This window comes from Phyllobacterium bourgognense (assembly GCF_003337575.1).
Taxonomy (GTDB): domain Bacteria; phylum Pseudomonadota; class Alphaproteobacteria; order Rhizobiales; family Rhizobiaceae; genus Phyllobacterium; species Phyllobacterium bourgognense.
The window spans coordinates 64,484-83,856 of sequence record NZ_QPJM01000014.1; the positions used below are offsets into that span (position 1 = coordinate 64,484).

Annotated in this window: 11 protein-coding genes and 1 tRNA gene; 5 read left to right on the forward strand and 7 right to left on the reverse strand. The window is 57.6% G+C overall.

All coding sequences use genetic code 11. The annotated features are described in order from the left end of the window. Positions 1–20: 20 nt before the first annotated feature. The 4 genes from C7476_RS20625 to C7476_RS20640 all read right to left on the reverse strand — a co-directional run bounded on the left by C7476_RS20625 (position 21) and on the right by C7476_RS20640 (position 12,252). A complete protein-coding gene (locus tag C7476_RS20625; RefSeq protein WP_114431740.1) occupies positions 21–2,699 on the reverse strand; it encodes a calcium-binding protein in 2,679 nt (892 codons plus the stop codon). Beyond that, complete coding sequence (locus C7476_RS20630; RefSeq protein ID WP_114431741.1) at positions 2,696–4,462, reverse strand: type I secretion system permease/ATPase; 1,767 nt, start codon at positions 4,460–4,462, stop codon at positions 2,696–2,698. Before C7476_RS20630 ends, C7476_RS20625 begins: the two co-directional genes overlap by 4 nt. 65 nt (positions 4,463–4,527) lie before the next feature. Next, the gene (locus C7476_RS20635) at positions 4,528–4,842 is read right to left on the reverse strand and encodes a 6TM ABC transporter family protein (RefSeq protein WP_147274694.1); all 315 of its coding nucleotides are present in this window, start codon (positions 4,840–4,842) and stop codon (positions 4,528–4,530) included. A gap of 72 nt (positions 4,843–4,914) precedes the next feature. Next, positions 4,915–12,252, reverse strand: a complete 7,338-nt coding sequence (locus C7476_RS20640; protein ID WP_114431743.1) for a peroxidase family protein — start codon at positions 12,250–12,252, stop codon at positions 4,915–4,917. Positions 12,253–12,649: 397 nt separating this feature from the next. Here C7476_RS20640 and C7476_RS20645 point away from each other — a divergent pair, with 397 nt between their 5' ends. After that, positions 12,650–13,969 carry an ATP-binding protein gene (locus C7476_RS20645; RefSeq protein ID WP_147274695.1) on the forward strand — a complete coding sequence of 440 codons (1,320 nt, stop codon included), beginning with the start codon at positions 12,650–12,652 and terminating at the stop codon, positions 13,967–13,969. A 7-nt stretch (positions 13,970–13,976) separates the two neighbouring features. Here the strand turns inward: C7476_RS20645 and C7476_RS20650 are convergent, their stop codons facing one another. The 3 genes from C7476_RS20650 to C7476_RS20660 form a co-directional block, all read right to left on the reverse strand. Next, the gene (locus C7476_RS20650) at positions 13,977–14,645 is read right to left on the reverse strand and encodes a response regulator (RefSeq protein WP_114431745.1); all 669 of its coding nucleotides are present in this window, start codon (positions 14,643–14,645) and stop codon (positions 13,977–13,979) included. A 149-nt stretch (positions 14,646–14,794) separates the two neighbouring features. Next, complete coding sequence (locus C7476_RS20655) at positions 14,795–16,204, reverse strand: adenylate/guanylate cyclase domain-containing protein (RefSeq protein WP_114431746.1); 1,410 nt, start codon at positions 16,202–16,204, stop codon at positions 14,795–14,797. Positions 16,205–16,259: 55 nt separating this feature from the next. Then, positions 16,260–16,349, reverse strand: a tRNA-Ser gene (locus tag C7476_RS20660). 343 nt (positions 16,350–16,692) lie between these two features. Here C7476_RS20660 and rplU point away from each other — a divergent pair. The 4 genes from rplU (at position 16,693) to obgE (ending at position 19,346) form a co-directional block, all read left to right on the forward strand. Continuing rightward, positions 16,693–17,184 carry a 50S ribosomal protein L21 gene (gene rplU, locus C7476_RS20665; RefSeq protein ID WP_114431747.1) on the forward strand — a complete coding sequence of 164 codons (492 nt, stop codon included), beginning with the start codon at positions 16,693–16,695 and terminating at the stop codon, positions 17,182–17,184. 25 nt (positions 17,185–17,209) lie between these two features. Then, positions 17,210–17,482 (forward strand): 50S ribosomal protein L27, encoded by a 273-nt coding sequence (rpmA, locus tag C7476_RS20670; RefSeq protein ID WP_112531041.1) that lies wholly within the window; start codon positions 17,210–17,212, stop codon positions 17,480–17,482. A gap of 117 nt (positions 17,483–17,599) precedes the next feature. After that, positions 17,600–18,220: a GNAT family N-acetyltransferase gene (locus C7476_RS20675; protein WP_114431748.1), complete on the forward strand. Its 621-nt coding sequence runs from the start codon at positions 17,600–17,602 to the stop codon at positions 18,218–18,220. 91 nt (positions 18,221–18,311) lie between these two features. Beyond that, positions 18,312–19,346 (forward strand): GTPase ObgE, encoded by a 1,035-nt coding sequence (gene obgE / locus C7476_RS20680; protein ID WP_114431749.1) that lies wholly within the window; start codon positions 18,312–18,314, stop codon positions 19,344–19,346. The last annotated feature ends 27 nt before the right edge of the window (positions 19,347–19,373 follow it).

The following is a 19,373-nucleotide window of genomic DNA, read 5'->3' on the forward strand; positions in this document are numbered from 1 at the left end:
CGTCACAACGACGTCTTTACTCAAGGGTTTTCGACGATCATCAGCATGTGATGACCCGTCAGATTGATAGTCATTTCGTAGTGTTCATTGCGGTCCATATCGACCTCGATCAGCGTTTGTTGCAGTTCATCCGTTCCTTCGTGACGAACGCGGATCGGCAACGGTTGCGCGTCGGCATCATCGCCGTAGGTTTCCTCGAATCGATCTTCCAGACTGTCGATGACATCTTCGAAGATCTCGTACCTGGACATCTCGATGCGATCACCAACCATGAAGTCGAGGATCTGGTGGATGACCTCGGCACTGGAGCTCCCTTCGGGGATATGAAATTCGAAAGTGTCCGCACCGCCGCCTCCCTCGAGCACCATTGCCGTAGTTCCGACGATCACCTGATCGTTGCCGGTGCTACCAACCACGTTCTCGAATCCGCTGATCACGTCGTGCCCGATATCGAAGCCTGTCGCCGCGCCCGAATCCAGATCGATCAGCACACCTTCCGCCGACTGCGAATAGTCAAGCGTGTCGGAACCCGCCTCACCCGAGTAAATGTCGTCGCTGCCATCAGCCGCCGCCTGCACGATGTCGTCGCCGGTGCCAGCCAAAACGTAATCGGCTCCTGCGCCATCTGAAATGACGTCATTGCCGGCGCCGCCCGATAAAGTGTCATTACCGCTTCCGCCGGAGATGACATCGTCTCCGCCGTTGCCGAAGATGCTTTCGCTGCCTGTGCCGCCGCTGATTTCGTCCGCGCCTGCACCCGCATTGATCACCTCAAAATTGGTAATGCTGTCCGTACCGATTTCCGCGCCGCTGGCGTTGGCCGCAACGACATCGATGACCACGGTCATCAGGGCGGCCGAATAATCGAGCGTGTCGATGCCTTTACCACCATCATAAGTATCATCGACTATATCCAGGGCGGCTGTGACCGTGTCATTTCCGGTTCCGCCGCTTACAGAGTCTTGCCCCGAGCCGTCAGACAGGTGATCATTGCCGTCGCCGCCCGCCACGATGTCAGCGCCACCGCCGCCGTCGATCACATCATCGCCTCCATTGCCATGGATCTCCTCGGCCGCATCGCTGCCTTGAATGTCATCCTGTCCCGCCCCGGCCAGCAGAATTTCGAAGTTCGAGATCGTGTCCTCACCAATCGCGTCACTGGATGCAGTGCCTCCTTCGAGATCGATTTCGCTGCCGTGCAGGACTGCGGTATAGTCGAGCGTATCGAGGTCAGCGCCGCCATCATAAACGTCGTCCGCCTGATCGGTATCAACTACAACTTTATCGTTGCCGTCGCCGCCGCGCACGATATCTTCGTCGTCACCACCACTGAGGAAATCATCCCCGAGCCCTCCGTCGAGAACGTCGGCACCGGCTTGGCCAAGGATGTTATCATTGCCGCCGCCGCCGTCCAGCCGGTCATCGCCGGCGTCGCCATGGATCGTATCCCGGCCGAGATCTCCTGCAACGCTGTCATTGCCCTCGCCGCCGAACAGCAGGTCGTCATCATTGCCGCCGCTGATCGTATCATCGCCGCTTTCGCCGAAGATGGTGTCGCGGCCTTCTTCGCCGAACAGCCTATCATTGCCACTGCCGCCAAAGACCTGATCGTCGCCAAGCCCGGCCAGAACGATGTCGTCGCCAGCGCCTGCAAAGATGAGATCATCACCGCTGCCGGTGATAATATGGTCATTGCCATTGCCGCCATTGACCGTGTCGTTGCCGCCCCGGGTGTCGATATTGTCATTGCCATCACGCCCGTCGACATCGTCGGCGCAGGCTGTTCCGACGAGGATATCGTCGCCTTGGGTGCCGATGATCGGCGGCGCCTTCAGCACAGAGAACTGGGCCGTCTGCAGGATCGACACCTTGCCATCGCTGATCTGATAGGTGACGGTGACCGGACCGAGCATCGCCGCATCGAAATACCAGCCACTTGCGGTCTGCGTCAGTGTTCCCGACGACACGGTAACATTCTCGATGCGGAGAGCATCACCGTCCGGATCGGATGCACCGCGCAGGAGATCGGAAAGCCCGATCAGGGCGACCGCACAGCCAAAGACATCGGCCAGATAGACCGGCCCGTTGACCCGAGGCGCGCGATTGACGGCTTTCTCCTCGTCCGTATCGTCATCCTCGTCGTCATCGATCTCCTCGTAAGGATCGATGTCATGCACCGGCGCAACCTGAACGTTTGAGCCACCGCCACCCACACCGCCGTTGCCAATATTTGATACCCGGCCACCGCGCCAGGCATTGTCGTTTGCCGCGTGGAAGGAGAACGAAACTCCACCGAACTTCTTCAAGAGGGCCGAGTTTGGCAGGTTGAGTTTTTGAAACTCGATCATAGGAGAATCGGAAAGTTCATAGCGCCAATCTCCGCTGCCGAACAATCGGCCACCAGAACCAGCCTTCTCCTTTGCCGCTTCTTCGAGTTTTGTCATCACTTCGGGAGCGCCAGCTGCTGCAACCTCAGGCGATCCAGACTCCTCCGGCGCTTGAGACTTGGCTTCTTCTTGCTGCTCGTCACTGCCCAGCCGCGGGAATGCGCTTTTCAGGTAAAGCGCAAGTCCGGTGAGAAACACCGTAAAGAACAGCGGTGCGTTGGAGCGTTTGTCCTGATTCTTCAGGGCATAATGTTCATGTGACTCATCCGTTTCCGGCTTGGTTGTTTTGGTACCTTTGACATCGATTATCATGCTGAAACCCTCGATGTGACGCGCGGCGCATTTTGTGCGGCAGGTGCGGGTCGGTTGACTGTTTCTGCGGGTGCGGACGATTTGAGAATTTCGTCTTTCGGTCCGAAAGCCACCATCTTGCCATTCTGGATGACGGCGACCATGTCCACTGCGGCCAAGGCGCTTGGCCGATGGGCTATGACGATGGCAATGCCGCCGCGTTCGCGGATGGCCTTGATCGTCTGGGTCAAGGCCATTTCGCCTTCACCGTCGAGATTGGAATTTGGCTCGTCCATGACGACGATGAAAGGATTGCGATAAAGAGCTCGTGCAAGCCCGATGCGCTGACGCTGGCCAGCGGAAAGGGAAGCACCCTGCGGACCAAGCGCCGTACGATAGCCATCCGGCATACGCACGATCATCTCGTGAATCCCGGTGATTTGGGCCGCCTCGACGATCGCTCGTGCGTCCACCTTGGGCTCAAGCCGCGAGATATTCTCTTCGACTGTTGCATCCAGCAGTGCCACATCCTGCGGAAGATAGCCCATGTATTGGCCAAGCTTGCTGTCCGACCACTGCGTCAGTTCGGCATCATCCAGTCGCACACTACCGCGTAGCGTCGGCCAGATACCGGTCAGGGCGCGCGCAAGTGTCGTCTTGCCGCCGCCGCTCGGTCCGATAATGCCGAGCGCCTGACCCGCATTGATCTCAAAACTGACATCGCTCAAAAGCACCCGGCCGGACCCTGGCGCGGCTACTGTGATCTTTTCAACCTTCAACGATCCAACAGGAGCCGGCAGATCCATCGGTGCCTCAATAGAAGACAATGCTACGACGGTTTCCTTGAGCCTGCCAAATGCCGTGCGTGCAGCGACGACGCTCTTCCAGTTACCAATTGCGAGATCGACGGGCGCGAGAGCACGGGCTGAAGCAACCGACGCGGCGATAATTGCGCCAGCGGACAACTCACCCTGAATCGTGAGCCACGCGCCCAGGCCCAGCACTGCAGATTGCAGGATCATGCGAAGTACACGAGATATCGCTCCAAATGTTCCACTGATGTCATTTGTGCGTGTTTGAAGTTCGAGGTGATCCTGATTGGCTTGATTGAAGCGATCGACCGCTCTTCCGGCAAAACCCATCGCCTTCAGAATATCGGCGTTGCGGGCGTTTGAATCGGCGATCCCGTTGCGGGCAATGGCGGCCTGATGGGTTGCGCTTGCCAGGCGGCGGGTCATCAGCTCGGTAGCAATCGTCAGCATCGACAGGATGAATGCGCCGGCAAAGGTGAGGGCGCCGAGATAGGGATGAAGCATATAGACGAAGATGAGATAGAGCGGCATCCATGGCAGGTCGAACAGCGCGACTGGGCCCTGGCTGCCGAGGAAGCCGCGTACCGTATCGACATCACGGCCACGCTCCAGTGCCTCGGCCGTCGAAAAACCAAAGCGTGGCATGTCGATAGCCACTTGATGCGCCATCGGAGCGATCCTGCTGTCGAGACGCGCGCCGATACGCACCAGCACTTGCGAGCGGATAATATCGAACATGCCCTGGAACAGATAAAGACCGATGGCCAGAGCCGACAAGGCGAGGAGCGTCGGAACGCTACCGCTGGTCAGGGCGCGATCGTAGATCTGCAGCATGTAGAAGGAGCCGGTCAGTGCGAGAATGTTGATGACGCCGGAGGTGGTGAAGAGAAACACGAATATCCCGCGAAAGCCTTGCGTCAGCTTCTCGGCATTTTTCCGCTTGGTGCCAGTCAATGGGGTTTTCGGGCGCATTTTTTCTTACCGTTTCTTGTTGAGGCTTTAGGCGGAGCGGTCACAGGTGGACCGCGCTCACCAGTTCAAATCCAATATGTTGGGGTCGCTTGTGGTTTGACACCCCGGTACTTCTTGGACGCCCTAGTAGCGAGGCGCCTCGTCAATACTTCAGCAGCAATCGTCATGACCGCCATGACCAACGCAGCAATTAGCGCCTGCCGGCCAAGAACTGGCAGATACGCACAGACTGCGAGGAGATAGAGAGGGAGCCAGGGCAGGTGCAGCGTCTTTATCAAGCTAGCGCCTTCCAGAACGCCGGAAACGCCGGTATTGCGACGCTTGAACGGCCTTTGGCGAGCCACGTTGCTCGCAGGGCTGGCAAAATCAAATGAACGCATTCTCGTGACCCCCCTTTTGTTATTTGTATAGGGCGGCGAGCCGGTTATTGCGGCTCGCCGTCAGTTCTCGGACTACAGATGGAAGTCCGAGTTGGTCAGGTCGTGGTTGCCCTTGATGCTCAAGCGCAACTCTGCCCCGCTATCGCCATCGACGCTGCCCTGGACGATCGTATATTCGCCGTCCTCGCGGGTTTCATGCGTGACAACCAGTTGTGCGGCACCGCTTAAAGTCGAGCCTGCAACCAGCGTGAAGGACTGGTTCCCGCCCGCGCCGCCATTGGCATCGATACCGCCAAGATCGAGCTTGTCTCCTGGCTGGAAGCCCGCGATCGTATCTCCGTCTGCATCGCCTGCGGAGAGGAAGCGGAAGGTGTCATTGCCTGCGCCGCCGTCGATGACATTGACGGCACTGCTTGCAGTGATCGTATCGTTGCCGGACCCGGTCACGACATTTTCGACATTCCACAGTGTGTCATTGCCCGATTGACTGCTCGATGCACTTCCCCGGCCGGCAAAGCCCGTTCCGAGGTCGACTGTGAGGTTGGCCGTGATCGCTGCCATGTCGAGCGTATCGCCGCCGGCATCGCCGTAATAGTTGTCATTCCCGTCGCTGGCTTCAGCGACGAACATGTCGTTGCCATCTCCACCATGCGCGGTGTCGTTACCGGAACCGGTGTTGATCAGATCGTTTCCAGCATCGCCGAAGATGCGGTCTGATCCGGCATCGCCGTAGAGCATGTCGTTGCCAGCCCCGCCGAGAACATCATCGCTGCCGGCACCGCCGAAAGCCATGTCATTGCCGTCTTGTGCACTGATGAAGTCGTCGCCTTCGTCTCCGCGGATGACATCTACCCCTGCACCACCCATCACCGTGTCACTGCCGCCAAGCGCGATGATCGTTTCGCCATTGACAGTGCCAAGCAGAACGTCCGCATTGGCTGTACCGACAACCGGAGCGCCTGGAGAGTCCGAACCTGGAGCTGGAACATCGTCATCATCGTCTACCGGATCCCCGCCGATCTGGGGCATACCATCGGGCGCAGTAAACGTGATGGTATGTTCAGCGCTGGTCATGGTCGTGACACCGTCTTCAATGGTAACTTCGTAGTCAGCCACTGTGGCACCATTTGGCAGTTCGACGACATCCTGCGGACGTAGCGTTCCGATGATGGTGTCGTTGCCGCCGTTCGATTTGAAGACGATACGGTGTGCCGAGCTCAGGGCCGAGATATCCACCGTGTCATCGCCTGTATTCCCATCAATGGTGATGGTGTTGAAGTTCAGGCTCGTAAACGGCGCATTGAAGTTGCCGATCACCTGGATCGTATCGCCGTTGTTCACTCCTCCATCCGGCGTGTTCGGATTGTTGCCGTTGTTGGCAGTGGTATTGAGGGTGTTCACGGAGATTTCTTCGATATTATCGAGTTCGGCAATGATGGTCGTCGTTAGCCCGACGGTGCGGGTAATGACGATCTCAGTGTTGGCTCCGGACACCGCGATACCGGCCAGGATAGCTTCTGCCCTTGCGTAGATCCGGAATGTCTCGGCCGTTCCGACCACCCCGTTCACGATAAAGGTGTCGATGCCACCGGCTTCGCCGTTGACCATGTCGAAGCCATCGGTAGCACCCGCCGCATTCCAGATGATGGTATCGTTGCCGGTGCCAGCGAGGATGATGTCGTCGCCCGTGCCGCCGCTGATCGTATCGCCGCCGTCACCGGCATTGATGTTATCGTTGCCACCACCGCCATTGATGGTCGTCCCATTGAGGTCACCGACGATGATTTCGCTGCCGGCGCCGCCGTTGATGGTCCCGACGACCCGGGTGACGTTCACCGTCGTTGTCGGATCGGTCAGCGTCCCATCACTGGCGACATAGTTGAAGCTACCTCCGGGGGTTACCCCATCGGACACGGTTACTGTGGTCGCTCCAAGAGTGGCGGCGTTGAGACCGTTCGGGCTGTTCACCGCCGTGATCGTCACCGGAGATCCCTCAGGATCCGTATCGTTGGCGAGCAGAGCCGCCTGCGAGATGGAGAACGCAGTGTTCGCGGCCACATTGGTAATAACAGTGTCGTTGTTCCCGACCGGCGCATCGTTCGTTGCGGTAACAGTGACCGTCGCCGTTGCAACGTTGCTGTTCAATAGCCCGTCGTTGACAGTCACCTGGAGAGTTCTGGCGCCAGGAGTTGGGTTATCCGACGAGTTCGCATATCGCACTTGCTGGATCGCCGTCCGGTAGTTGGCAATCGTGGTTGTTCCGGAGAGGTTCAGAGTGATCTGACCTGCTACGGATGTGTCCACCGATGCTGCAATCCCACCTGGGAGCAAGCCAAGTACCGACAGGACATCACCTGCACTGGCATTGGTCAGAACGACACGGGCCGAAGCCAGGGTCGTACCGTCATCGGTGATCAATACGCCGGAGGCAATTCCAACGCCAAGACCATTTTCATTATAAGTGGTCTGGTAGTTGTTACCGGGCGTGCCGGGAACTGTCGTGGTCGTGCTTGTCGTCGTGGCAATATTGAAGTTGTTGATCCGAACTTCTTCGCCCGCCGTGCTGATCGCAGAGGAAACAAATCGGATGGCCGAGTTCGCCCCCGCTCCCGTGAGGTTCAGGTTCAAATTGCTCGATCCCGCACCGGTGAATGGATTCCCGGAGTTGCTGCCTATCGTTTGCAGCACCGTGAAATTTCCAGGCGCAAACGACCCCGATGCTGAGAACTGCACCTCAATCGTCTCGCCGGCGTCGATACTGTTACCGTTGTTGAACCGATCATAGTCAAACGATAGTGTCGCAGTCGTCAGGCCGCTGAGATTGACCGTTCGAGTGATTGAAGCACCGTCCGAGGCCGCGCCGCCGACGAAGCGCAGTTCGTTGGAATCACCTGCATCGATCTGGATCTGGCCGGCAGTCACGCCGCCGCTGTCATTGGCCTCTACCCAAGGCGTTCCCGTCCAGCCCACGGTGCCATTGCTGTTGTTGAAGGCTGCTGTATCGAAGAAATCACGATATGCATTAGGAGCGGATACGCTCGTCGTCGTGGTGACATCACCGTGAAGATCCAGCGTTGGTGCAACCAGCGAGATATCCTGATCGGTAAAATCCAGGATCTCAACATTGCGGAGCGTGTCGGTGCCGTCGGTCGCAAGACCGCCGGTATGGGCCACCGTGATTGTTCCGTCGGTGTTGAAGTCGATATCGTACTCGGCCCGTGCGCCGGAGAAGATCGCCCGATCAACATCAGCAATGCCGTCGCTGTCGACGATGTTATCGGTAGAACTAAGTTCTTCCTCCGTAGTACTGTTCTTGATCGTTCGAATGATGCCCAGCTGGCCCGGATTGATCGAGCCGTTGAACATGCTGGCGGCGAGCGTCGTCATTGACTTGTGTATGGCGATCGGCGGGCCTGCGTGCTCGGTATCACCGGCGGCGTAGACGGCGATCTGGACGTCGAGATACTTGTCGCCGTCGATGATGTCGTCGCCGGCATTGCCAGTGATGGCATCGCTGCCGTCGCCGCCGAGGATGATGTCTCCACCATCAAAGGTCGTCACGCCGGCGCCGAGAACCTCCTGCAGGCCCTGAATGAGCGCTATACCCTCTGCATCCAGCACGCTGCCGAGATAGCCCGTCGTGCCGCCTGCACTCAGTGGCGCGCGGTCCGCGGCCACGTCCTGTGTGCCCTTCAGTACGTCATTGAACCTCGTGCCGGAGAGTCCTTCCATCGATTCGTACTCGTCCAATGCCGCATTCTGCGGCAGGGTCGGTGCTTCGTCGAAAATGATCGGGATGGACAGGTCGGCGTTCACGCCGGTCAGGTTGTCCTTGTAGGTCGCCCAGTCGAAGCCGGACATGCCCACCATCTTGCCGCGGCCGGCGCTGCCGACCATGATGTCGTCGCCGCCCTCGCCGATATACTCGTCAAAGCCGCCGTCGCCGAGGAACACGTCGTTCCCGTCGATGCCGTCATGGGCGAATACCTCGTCGAAGTTGTCGCCGGGGGCACCATCGAAGGTGCCCGTTTCAATCCAGTCGTCTCCTTCATTGCCGAGGATGCGTTCGGCATTCTTGTTGCCGTAGATGAAGTCGTTACCGGTTCCGGCGAAGACTTCCGAGCCTGCATCGGTGCCGAGGAAAATGAAGTCCTGGCCATCATTACCCATCACCAGGTCGAGACCTGGTCCGGCGTGGACCACGTCATTGCCCTTACCGGCTTTGATGTTGTCATCGCCGCCGGAGTCCTTGATGATGTCGTCGCCGTCCCCACCGTTGATGATGTCGTTGCCGAAGCCACCTTCCATGTTGTCATTGCCGCCATCGCCAAACAACGTGTCGTCGCCGATGCCTGCAATTATGACGTCTGCCAAGTCAGTGCCCCCGAGCACCACATGATTGTCGCCGGTGTAGCGCAGATAGTTCGTGTCAGGCCCGACCGTGCCCGGATTGTTGCGAATGACGAGCTGCGTGAGGATGCCACTGCCGATGGGGTCGAGACCACGATTGTCGGCGCTTTCATCGACCGCCGTGCCGGGGTCGTCCTGCAATATGCCGTCTAGACCTGCGTCCTCGCCAAGGTCAGGATTGTATTGCTTGGTTCGGTCAACCTCGAGGATGAGGCCCGGCGTCGAGAACACGTCCGAAGGCAGATGCGTCGCGTCGGTATTGCGCATGATCATGGCGGCGAAGGAGTTGTTCTCCATCTCACCGAACAAATGCAGACCGTCAAGCCGTTGCAGGTAGTAGAAGCGGTCGCCGCTCTGCAGGTTCTCCATCTGCACTTCGAAGACGAAGTTGAAGGTCGAGCCAAGCATGCCGCCGAACGGCATGGTCTCTTCGGCCAGGCCGCCGATCCAGAGATCGACATTGTTGAGGCCACCGAGCGAGCCGCCCGCATAGGCGCCCGTGGCGTTGAGGAAGTCGAGCGCATCGGCGGGAACCAACATGCCACCGACTGACACGCCAGTGATGATGGTCAGCGCTGCGTCGCGCTTCTCCTGGAGCGTGTCGGCGCCTGTAATCAACGCATGTGTGCCGTAGGAGGCGATGAAGTTGATGATCGAAGCTTCGTTCTTGAGATGGCCGGCGAAATCGACCCAGCTCTCATAGGGCTTGAGCAGGACATTTTGGTTGCTTGCCTCGTAGAATTCGGCGCGAGCGGCATTCAGCGACGGTACGCCCGTATCACGGCCGCGTGCCAGGTTGATCGTCGCGAGGTCAAGCGGCAGGCCGAGCAGGTTGTTGCGCAACGCGCTGGTGACGAACTCGTCGATCTGGTTGCCGACCTGGCGAGTCATACCGCGGATAATCGCTCCGGCGGCAATATCGTCGGTGACCGCATGATTGACACCGTCGAACGCCGTCGGATTGAGGAAACCCTGGATCAGGCTGATGTGATCAGCCGTGAAGGTCGGGTCGAACTTGTCGATCGATTCGGTCAGCATCGAGTGGCCGAAGCGGTAGACCACATGGGCGAACTCGGCCACGATCGATGGATTCAGCGTGGTGTCGAAGCCGTCCGGGACCAGGAAGACGTTGATATTGGGCTGGATCTTACGGGCGAATTCTTCGAACACGAGATGCTGGTACTGCATCTCGGTGCCAAACTTGGCAGCCTGGAACAGGCGTTCGCCATCCCAGATGAGGCCATCTGCTGTGGCGGGAACCGTGGTCACATCATCGATGAGCCACTCATTCAGGAAGGCTACGGCCTCGGCTTCCGACCCGCCGCCATCAAGAATCGCCTGGGCGTCGGCAAGGGTGACTTCCTTGGTGTGCTCTACGAGCCGGTTGTGCTCGGCATGGAAGACATGGTGGACGGCGGTCAGGCCGATGTTCTCGTTGACGCGGCCGTCGCCGGCGATGAAGTGCGCATCGAGCAGTTCGTTGTCATAGACGCCGGGCGCGTTGCCCGGATTGTCCAGCCCGATCGTGATGTCGCCATCGGCAACGCCGCCAGGAACAGCATTATGCGCAATGTCGGCGAGGAAGGCGTGGTTCGTGCGGATGGCGGCTGCTAGGCTAACCGGAGCGGCCGGCGTACCCGAGATCACGACGTCATCCGCGGTATTCGGAATTCCGTCGGGGCCGATACCGGTGATCACCTGGGCGAAGCCCGTTGTCGGATCGGGAATGAAGTTGCCGTATTGATCGGTCCTGAGCAGCGGAACCTTACCCACGTCGTCGTCGGTCAGCAGGATGCCGAGCATATCCCGGGCCTGGACCTTGAGTTCGGCCCAGGTGGCCATGCCGCCATTGCCGCCCTCGATCAACTTGCCGGTCGCCGCTGGCCGGCCATCGCCGTCGAGCTCGTACTGCCGTATGAACACCTGATGCGAGGAATGCGACGTATAGGTCTGGTTCTGGTCGACATAGGAGGTGGTGGTATTGACGGGACGGCCGTCGTCCAGACTTTCGTCCACGCCGACAGTCAGGGGATTGTCACCCAGGACGCCATCGGCGCCGGGTGAAGTCGTGGCGCGCGTCAAAACCATGAAGTTCAGGGCGCCAGGCGCGGTGCTGTAGAGCGGATCATCCGGCTGCAGCGGGATCATCACGGCGCCGTTGCCGCCTTTGTTGACGAGGTCGAGGCCGTGATCGAAGAACTGGCCGAACAGTGTGAACCAGGAGTTGAACGGAGCCGACAGGCCCTCGTCCGGCGCAATGTTGGGGAGGTGGACGTTGGCGCCGTCCAATTCGATGCCATTGGCTGCGAGTAACGCGTAAAGCCCGCCGGGGACGCCGGCTGCGGCATCGAGAGCGCCCTGTGCTGCGGTGAGGGCCAGTGCAGCGTTGGCGGCCGCTGTCTGAAGTGCAGCATTGCCTGGGCTGGCCGCTGCTGCGGCTGCGGCGGCTGCCTCAACGCGCTGGGCATCGGCCACGGCCCTGAATTCGTCTTGGAGGGGAGAATAGGCAGCCGAGATCGAAGCGGTGATCAGCATGCCCGGGTCTTCGACGCCGGCGCGCTGCAGCGCCGTCAGGATCGCCGCAGGATTGCCGAGCGTCTGGTCGACTATCAGATTGGAGATCGTACGAACTTCAGGATCGATGACGTCGCCCGGATCGGCAAACGTTCCCGGACCATCCACGTCGTTGCCGGGGGTGTAGGTGATCGGAATAGGTCCAGATGGTCCCGCGCCATCAGGATCGACCATAATGGTCCGGTATTGCGGAGCGAGCAGCTCGAGGAACTCCTGGTCGGCGGCGCCCCACTGTTCTTGACCGGGCAAGAGATGGTTGTAGCTGCCATCAACGGTCCGCAGGCCCCAGGCCAGATTATAGGTAGGGATGAGCCCGGGACCCGAGCCCGTATCCGGCCCGAACAAGGGCTGCCCGGCGGCGTGCGCCTCCGCGATCTTGATTTGCGTCAGGATGAAATCGAGATCAGAACGAATATAGGTTACCATTTTACTCTCCCTTTGGACCCACACGAGAATCGCCGTCTGCGGCAATTGATTCAGGTTACGTCTGTGGTTTCAGACGCAATTTACTTTGTCCCGTAACTTGGTTTCTCTTGACCGCTCCCGGAACAAAGGGACAAACTGGTTCAAAATAACTTCGACACGAGTTTCGATGGTCGGATAATGTAAGGGGGGAGGCGAACTTGATAGTTCGGAAGGTCCAGTCAAATACACAGACTTTCGTCGGCGGAAAGGTGGGACTTTGGGCCCGCGCCAAAATGTGACCTATGGCCCTAAGGATGAAGGTAGTCCTTCAAAATCCAACACCCTGTTCCGATATTGGCACAGCCTGGGTTTGACAGCACAATTCCTTATTGTGGCGGCGCTCATCGTCTGTGGGTCAATGGCAATATTGGGTGAATGGCTGAGTTCGCAGATCGCCGCGAGCCAGCTTCGAAGCCGCGCAGAAGCTGGCGCTCTCTACGTAGAAGGCTTTCTGGCTCGCCACGTGGAAGAGGGGCCCGATGGATTATATGTAGCCGCAGATCGTCAAAAGGAACTCGATGATTTGCTGATCGGGACGGAGCTGGCCAAGCGTGTCGAAGGTTTCAGGATCTGGCGTCAGGACGGCACCATTATCTACAGCACAGACAAATCGCTTGTGGGAAAGCGGCTTCCATCGGCCGACATCGACAAGGCGTTTGCCGGGACAGTCGTCTCGCAACTCGAAGTTGGACACAATGATGCGGGAGATATAGAGCACAACGATGGTCGCTCGTTGATCGAGATCTACGCTCCCATTTATCGCACGGGCTCACGCGAGGTGATTGCAGTGGGGGAACTCTATGAAGAAGCTGAAGAGTTTATTGTTCAGCGCAACCGGGCTCAGCGCCATACCTGGGCTATTGTCGGTGCGACAACCCTTGCAATCATGGGTCTGCTTTTTCTCATTGTCAGGCGCGCGAGCAATATCATCGAAAGCCAGCGAGTAACGCTGAAGTCCCAGTTGGCGAATGCGCAGGCATTGGCTGAACAGAACACAAAACTTCGAAAGGCTGCCGACCACGCCCGTATGGACGCGACCAAATCCAATGAGACGCTGCTCAACCGCATTGGCTCTGATCTGCACGACGGACCGGTTCAACTGCTCAGTCTTTTGATCCTCAGGCTTGGAGGCAGTTCTTCTGGCCCAGCGAAAGGTTCGGATTTGCCGAAAAGTACCGCCCAGGAACTTCATCCCTCACGGCTGGCGAGCCAAGTGCTTGGGGAGCTGCGCGAACTCTCTACGGGACTTGTTCTGCCAGAGATCGAGAATATGTCGCTCGAAGCGGCGCTTCGTGTTGCCGTGGAACGTCACGAGTATACGACCGGTTCAGTCGTCAGCGCCAGTTACGTTGCCCTGCCTGAAAACGTCGCGCATCCATTGAAGATTTGCCTTTACCGTGTTGTTCAGGAGGGGCTGAATAACGCGTTCCGGCATGCTGGGGCACGTGAACAGCGTGTAACTGCTTCGGCCGAGGACAATGTAATTACCGTTATTGTCAGTGATGCGGGCCCAAGTGCAATACAAGATATCAAAACAACAGGACGCAGACATCCTCTGGGGCTTCAGGGTATTCGTAACCGCGTGGAAGCATTTGGTGGCTCGGTTCAGATCGAGCGGCACCGCGAAAAGGGCACGCAGTTGATCGTATCTGTCCCACTGGAAAGCAACTCAGCCTAAAAACGTTCTAGTGGCGCGACATTGGTTCCCTTTGGCCGCCGACCTCGAGCTTCTGGGCGGCAATGAGGACTTCGAGCCGATTTCGGGCGTGCAGTTTCTGCATCAGAATTGTCATGTAGTTCTTGACAGTCTTCTCTCCGATGCCCAGCCCAACCGCAATTTCGCGATTTGTAAACCCTCGCAGCAGTAGGCGAACGATCTGCTCCTCACGTATGCTCAACTTGATGGGACCCGCAGACATCCGCCGCAAAGAAGCAATTCTCAAGGCCTCGACGACCTTGCAGGCAAAACTTGGAGTGATGTAGGTTTCGCCACTATGGGCCGCCCTTACTCCTTGAATGAGTTCTTCGGCGCTGCTGCCTTTCAAGATATAGCCACTGGCACCAGCATTGAGTGCCCGCACTGCATAGTCGCTTGCAGTCATGGCGGTAAACGCCACCACTTTCGTGCCGCCCGATTTCGTGACGATTTCGGTAATTACTTCAAAGACGTTGCCGGGCATGAACAGGTCGAGGACCATAACGTCCGGACGAAGCTTTCTGTTTATTTGAAGAGCATCATCGGCAGTCGTTCCCTTGGCGACGACCTTGAAATCGTCGTTTACTTCAAAGAGGTTGACCACGCCCGCCAGCAAAAGCGGATGATCGTCGACCAACGCGATCGATATTGAACCCATGATTAATGCCCTCACCATGCCTTTGCGGCTTTTGTGGCTATATTAGGCACTTATTTGGCTGTTCTGTCCTTAAACAATTGGGACTAACCAAAATCGATTGCCTGAAAGCATTGAAATAGTCCGATGGCAAGCAGCTATGAGCATCCGGTTCAGGGAATCGTAAAGATACTGATTTGATCCGTGATGCCGCGAAGAGTAACGGTTTGCGACATCGGCTTGAGACCACGATCCGTGAGGACATGGGAAACACGCGGATCGTTGAGAACCGAACCAGTGGCGAATATCTCGTGCGACGTCGCAAGGTGCTGCACCCGCGAAGCAATGTTAACAGTTTGCCCGAAATAATCCTGACGCTCGTTGAGGCTGACAGCTATGCACGGCCCTTCGTGAATACCGATTTTCAAGAGCAGGTCTTCGCTGTCACGTTCCTTGTTTAGTCGCAGCATGGCATCGCGCATCCGCATCGCCGCCACCAATGCCCGGTCGGGTGTTGGAAAGGTCGCCATTACGGCGTCGCCGATCGTCTTTACAACAGCACCTGCCTCTGCGCCGACAATCTCGTTGAGTACGCCAAAATGGGCCTTCACAAGATCGAAGGCAGCCAGGTCACCCACCCTCTCATAGAGCTCGGTCGAACCGCGAAGATCCGTGAAAAGGAACGTGAGACTGGTAATCCGCAGCTTCTGGTCGACGTCGATAGTATCGGTGCGGTAGATATCGCGGAATGTCTGATTGGAAAGTAGAGACTTGGCGGTAAGGAAGGGGCGGCGTTTGCCCAGCATTGTGTGAAGAGCATCATTGGCCAGGCACACTGATGGAAGCGTGCGAACGTCGGTATGATTCTCGACTGATATCCGCAAGGGGCCCGGCCGCAAGGTGATGGTCTCGCTGTGACGATGCGCGCGGTCAAATACCAGCGATACGGTCTGCCGCTCTTTGGTCGGCTCGCCCGTCAAGTCCAAGAATTGAGCGGCGTGGGTTACCGGTTCAAAGACGATAATGAAAGCTCGTGGCAAATGCAGCGATATAACCGCCTTTTCTCCGGGGGGCAGTTCAAGCGACTCAACAATGAACTCGTCGACTTTTTCCTCAAAATCGTCGTCCGGTAAATCGACTCCCGAGCCCCAATACACCTGCCGGAAATATTCTACCGCGGGCAGTTGGTGGGGATTGTGGGCCCCGATATGGCGTATACGCGGCGTTACGGTGAAGGTAACTTCTACCATTTCGTCGAGCGTCGGCTCATAGCCTGCAGCACAGAGCGCGCAGGTGTATTCATCGCTTTGAACGGTCTTGAGCGAGGTATTCGCATCAAGAACGCCACCGCAGCCAGGGCAAAGAACATTCCACGACATTTCGAACAGGCCGAGATGCGATGCCTGCAGGAAGGCGCTGATCGTCTGCTCTTCGTCAAGTTGTTCGCTGGCTGCGAAGGCCAGCGCATTGATGCGGGTCAGCTTGCGATCCGGCGCTTCGCGCACGAGCCGTTCCAGTGCATCGACAACGCGGGGCGTGGCCGATTGACGGAGCATTGCGAATAAAGGCTGAGCTTCACTCATAGAAAGTATTCTACACCGAAATCGGTGAGCGGACAGCGAATTCGTGGGGAAGTTATGGCGGAGAGGGAGGGATTTGAACCCCCGATGGAGTTGCCCCCATGCCGCATTTCGAGTGCGGTGCTTTCAACCACTCAGCCACCTCTCCGCGTAGGGGGATTGATATCCCCCGATCCATTTGCCGGATGTGAAACCCGGCTGATGCCGCGATGCCCCGAAGGGCTCGGCTTGAGCGTGCGACCGGCTAGATAGCGGGCAAAGCTTCCAGATACAAGAGTAATTTGCGTTAAATTTCTTGACTCAGCAGCGAACCTGATCCTATAAGCGCCGGTCAACTGGCGTGGGGGATTCTCCGCGCCGTTTGTTTTTGAATTCGGGTGCCTTTATTCTTATGCGTAAGAGTGCCTTTCGATCAATCTGTCACGACTGACAAAAAGACGGTTATTGCCGTAAAACGGCATTAAACCGAACCGGACTCCGAAAGGGAAAAAATGTTCGCAGTCATCAAGACCGGTGGTAAGCAGTATCGCGTTGCCGCCAATGACCTGTTGAAGGTCGAGAAAGTTGCCGGCAACGCCGGTGATATCGTTGAATTCGCCGAAGTTCTAATGGTTGGCGTCGGAGCTGATGCAACGATCGGTGCTCCTGTTGTCGGTGGCGCGCTGGTGACAGCCGAAGTCGTCGAGCAGGGCCGTGCACGCAAGGTCATCGCCTTCAAGAAGCGTCGTCGCCAGAATTCCAAGCGTACGCGCGGTCATCGTCAGGAGTTGACGACGATCCGTATCTCGGAAATCCTGACCGATGGCGCGAAGCCTTCCAAGAAAGCTGCTGAAAAGCCGGTGAAGAAGGAAGCTGCTCCGAAGGCTGAAGCTGCTGCTGCGGACGTAGTTGCAGATTCTGGCGAGACGAAAGCCGCCCCAAAGGCCAAAGCTGCGCCGAAGAAGGCTGCTGCCAAGGCTGAGAAGCCCGCATCGGGCGAATAAGAACAAGATTTAGAGGAGCAATCCGATGGCACATAAAAAAGCTGGTGGTTCGTCACGCAACGGTCGTGATTCCGAATCCAAGCGCCTTGGCGTGAAGAAGTTTGGTGGCGAGAAGGTTCTTGCCGGTAACATTCTCGTGCGTCAACGTGGAACCAAATGGCATCCCGGCGTCAACGTTGGCCTGGGCAAGGATCACACCCTGTTTGCACTTGAAGCAGGCACTGTCTCCTTCCGCACCAAAGCCAACGGCCGTAGCTACGTGTCGATCGTCAACCCGATCGCCGAAGCAGCAGAATAGCCGGTCCTGCTTGAAGCACCGGCGTCCCATCGGACCCGGTGTATGGCAACTGCCAAAAGATCAAAGGGGAGATGGGATAACCACCCATCTCCCCTTTCGTGTCTGGAGGATAGACAAATGGTTGCTGAAATACTGGAAGACGATGAAGAACGGCTGGATCTGATAGACTGTCCCGTTCTTGTTACGGAACGTCTCGTTCTGCGAGCGCCACGTAACGAGGATGTGGATGCAATTGCCCGTCTCGCCGATAACCTTCACGTGGCCGAAATGCTTTCCCGCATGCCGCACCCCTATACGAAGGAACATGCGGTGGATTTCGTGCGCCGCGCCAATGCGGGCGAGATCGGCAAATGCGTCTATGCCATTACATTGGCGCAATCGGGCGCGTTCATTGGTTGCTGCGGTATAAATTATCGTCGCAACAAGGATGAACATGCGCCTTACCGCAAGGAAGAGTTGGAGATCGGCTACTGGCTGGGCGAATCCTACTGGGGCAAGGGTTATGCAACCGAAGCCGCGCATGCGCTGGTCGATCTGGTGTTCAGAGCAACACAAGTCGAAAAACTCTATGCTTCTTGCCGCGTGTCCAACAATGCTTCACGTCGGGTGATCTATAAAAGCGGTTTCCAGTATACCAACACCGGTATGATGGATTCGATCACTGCCGGGAATGTTCCTGTCGAACGTTACATGCTCGACAGGAGGACGTGGATCGGTCTTCGCAGCTGGACTTCATAACCAATCTGGTCGTCTCCAACATCGGAGCGACCAGTTTTCATTTCGAGGATTTTACTGTAATGCCTCGGAACATCAAAAGGACTGAACTTTCATGAAATTCCTTGATCAGGCGAAAGTCTATATCCGTTCCGGCGACGGTGGTGCCGGTTCGGTGTCGTTTCGGCGCGAGAAATTTCTTGAGTTCGGAGGTCCCGACGGTGGCGACGGCGGACGAGGGGGCGATGTATGGGCGGAAGCAGTCGATGGTCTCAACACATTGATCGATTATCGCTATCAGCAGCACTTCAAGGCCAAAACCGGCATGCACGGCATGGGGCGCAACATGACAGGCGGCAAAGGTGCCGATGTTATTCTGAAGGTACCGGTCGGAACGCAGATATTCGAAAACGACAACGAAACGCTAATCTGCGATTTCACCGTTGTCGGCCAGCGATATCGTCTTGCCAAGGGCGGCAATGGCGGTTTCGGCAACGCGCATTTCAAGACCTCGACCAACCAAGCGCCACGTCGCGCCAATCCCGGCCTCGAAGGGGAGGAGCGCAATCTTTGGCTTAGGTTGAAGCTGATCGCCGATGCCGGGCTTCTTGGCAAGCCCAATGCCGGGAAATCAACGTTCTTAGCCAGCGTCACTGCTGCCAAACCAAAGATTGCCGATTACCCGTTTACGACGCTCCATCCCAATCTCGGCGTTGCGCGTATCGATGCCAGAGAATTTGTCATCGCCGATATTCCGGGCCTGATCGAGGGCGCTCATGAAGGGGTGGGGATTGGTGACCGGTTCCTTGGGCATGTCGAGCGGACCCGCGTCCTTCTGCACCTTGTTTCGGCACAAGAAGAGAATGTCGCGCAAGCCTATAATACCGTCCGGACGGAACTCGAAGCCTATGGAGCGGGACTAGCCGACAAGCTGGAGATCGTGGCGCTCAGTCAGATCGATACGCTTGACGCTGCGGCGCGCAAGAAAAAGGTTGCAGCGCTCAAGAAGGCGGCCGGCCGCGAGCCCATGCTGTTGTCATCCGTCAGCCGCGAGGGCGTTGAACAGGTGATGCGCGCGCTGTCTGCGATCATTCTGGAATCGCGTCAATCGGAAGCCCCTGTCGAGGCCGATAACCGCTTCAAATATTGAGTCGTAAAATGTCCGTGGAATCAGTCC